General features: G+C 32.4%; 3 protein-coding genes. All 3 read right to left on the bottom strand.

The window, feature by feature from the left end; genetic code table 11:
• Positions 1–282: 282 nt before the first annotated feature.
• On the bottom strand, positions 283–1,023 hold the full coding sequence (locus ACW2QF_RS19250) for an NAD-dependent protein deacylase (protein ID WP_455717636.1): 741 nt from the start codon (positions 1,021–1,023) through the stop codon (positions 283–285).
• A gap of 54 nt (positions 1,024–1,077) precedes the next feature.
• Positions 1,078–1,845: a flavodoxin family protein gene (locus ACW2QF_RS19245; RefSeq protein WP_455717635.1), complete on the bottom strand. Its 768-nt coding sequence runs from the start codon at positions 1,843–1,845 to the stop codon at positions 1,078–1,080.
• A 23-nt stretch (positions 1,846–1,868) separates the two neighbouring features.
• On the bottom strand, positions 1,869–2,767 hold an 899-nt coding region (locus ACW2QF_RS19240; RefSeq protein WP_455717634.1), incomplete at its 5' end, for a GDSL-type esterase/lipase family protein.

Below are 2,767 nucleotides of genomic sequence, written 5' to 3'. Positions count from 1 at the left end.
AATTAACTAGACTGTTAATATAAAGAAGCGTATTATAAAAAATAGTTAATTAAAAAGATAATTGGACTAATTTAGATAATATAATAAGAAAATAAAGAAATTTAGTGTTGATAGACTTGATCATTTAGCATTTGTATAAGAAGTTTTGTAATGCACGTATACAAATTACTTTAATTTCCATTATTATACATCAAGTTTTGACTAAAGTCTAGTACTTTTTTACTATTTATTTGAAATATTTATCATATTTTATCATTATTGTTTTATGATTTTCCTCTAAAATTAATATATCCCTTCAATTGCTTCTTTCATTATCTTTGCAATGTCATCATTAATTACCAAATCTGCCTTACTATCTGCGGAAGTTGCACTCTTATTAATCAACACAAGATTTTGTCCCTTGAAATAATTAATTAATCCTGCTGCTGGATAAACAACTAATGATGTTCCTCCAATAATTAGTGTATCTGCTCTTTCAATAGCTTCAATGGCACCAGATATTACTTTGTCATCTAAACCTTCTTCATATAAAACAACATCTGGTTTTATTACACCATCACATTTTACACAATGAGGAACTCCTTTTTGTTCCAATATATAACCTGCATCATAAAATGTATGGCACTTCATGCAATAGTTTCTTAATACTGATCCATGCAGTTCATATACAACCTTACTTCCTGCTGCTTGATGTAAACCATCAATATTTTGAGTTACGACAGCCTTTAATTTTCCCATTTCTTCAAGCTTGGCAAGTGCTATATGACAATCATTTGGTTTTGCGTTTGGATAAACTAAATTCTCCTTATAAAAATCAAAGAACTCTTCTGGATATCGTATAAAAAAAGTATGGGATACTGCTTGTTCTGGTGTAAAGTTTCTATTTAATTTCTTGCTATAAAGACCATTAGAACTACGAAAATCAGGGATGCCACTGGAAGTACTAATTCCTGCTCCACCAAAGAAAACAATATTATTACTGTCTCTTAGAATTTTGGATAGTTGCTCTATCTTCTCATTCATAAAAACATCTCCTATTCCTTACGATTAGTATTACTTTCGTAAATTAATTACCTTCTATCTCATACACATTTCCATTGTACTACTTATAAATATTGCAGTATATTTTTTTATTATACTAATCTTAACATCATTATAGTAAATACAATCTGGCATTAGCCAGCCCATACTGTTCCAATAATCGTAATCTGCCGTCCCTTTCTTTTTTCCCCAGTATCTTTTCTGGATACCAAAGGCAATCAATCCATACAGCGTAACCTTATTTCTTTCAATCTGCTTGGTCATAGACTGCATTCTTTTTCGTATTATTTCACTAAATTTCTCTTCTACTTCCTGCTGTTTCATTAGCTTTCCCATGCTAAATTTGTCAGTTGCAACAATATTTCCTCCCCAAGATATGATTGCTCTTTTCATTGTCTTAAGTGCATGCTTTGACGACCTGGATGCAGAAGAAGTATATATATATACAGGCTTTCCGTTTAGAAATGGTCTGTGGCAATTAAACGACATTCTATCAAGAAAATTCTTCATTCCTCCTGATACGTCTTCTACATATACAGGACTACCAATTATCATACCGTCCGCTTGTTGTAGATTTTCTTTAATTACAGCTAGTCTATCTTTCCTGGGACATTGTAATTCTGATAAATCTAAGCATACTCTGCATCCTTTGCACCATTCTAGATCCCATTCATAAATATCTATTGTTTCATACTTATTTGAACTATTACTAAGAATTTCTTCCATGCTGTTTTCACATAGATTCAGAATGCGTTTTGTATTTCCCCTTATCCTCGGACTTCCATTAACCTTCACGATATTCATCTAACCCCATCCCCCATAATTAATTACCAACCAATCCAATCCCTTGTAACCGCTGCAATTTGCTTAGCTATCTTTTTATGCGTAATCTGGCTAGGATGCGCATCTGTACCTAAGCCATCTTCTTCATCCTGCAAAGGTAAATTGAGATATTTTATCTTACTATCTCCTTCTGCCCGTTTAGCTAAAACTTCTTTTTCCTCTATTTCGCATAATTCTTGGTTCATACTGCCTAATACACATAAGATATAAGACTTAGGATTTTTAGTTCTTACTTTATCAATGAACTTTCTATAGCTATTAGCAAAATACTCTTGTCTGTCCTTAATACCTCTCGTATAGCTAGCATCATTGGTTCCTAGATATACCACAATTAAGTCCGGAACATATCTCGAGTTATCCCATACTTCAAATTTACTTTTACCTAATAACCTATCTAATGCCCCATCCGAATATTCATACAAATCTGGCATTAACCACGGATCTTGCAATGGTTCATTAATAGATTCATCTACGTAATTTGTAATAATACCAATCCCACTCCAACTAACTAACTGAAATTCTGCATCTAAGAGTTTCGCAGTCTGACATGGATAAGCAATCATAGGGTTCTCATCTTTTGCTGTAAATAAGTCTAAATCACATATACCTTCTACTCCATAACCACAAGTAATAGAATCACCTATAAATTCGATTCTTCTTGCTTTTCTTAATGGAGGTAATAAAACTTCTCCCTCTATAGAAATAGCACTTATACCTAGTTTACCAAATGCCGCCTCTGAATATTTCATAAGTCTTACTGTTACTTCTTGTTCCGATTCTGATTCAAAAATAGTATACGACTCTTGCTTATTACATAATTCTATTCTCTTTACTGGATCGTCGTTATTATTAATAAATACAGCTAACCACGCATGATAAATAT

It is taken from the genome of Anaerosporobacter sp., assembly GCF_965301125.1.
This window is presented reverse-complemented; position numbering and strand designations above follow the sequence as displayed.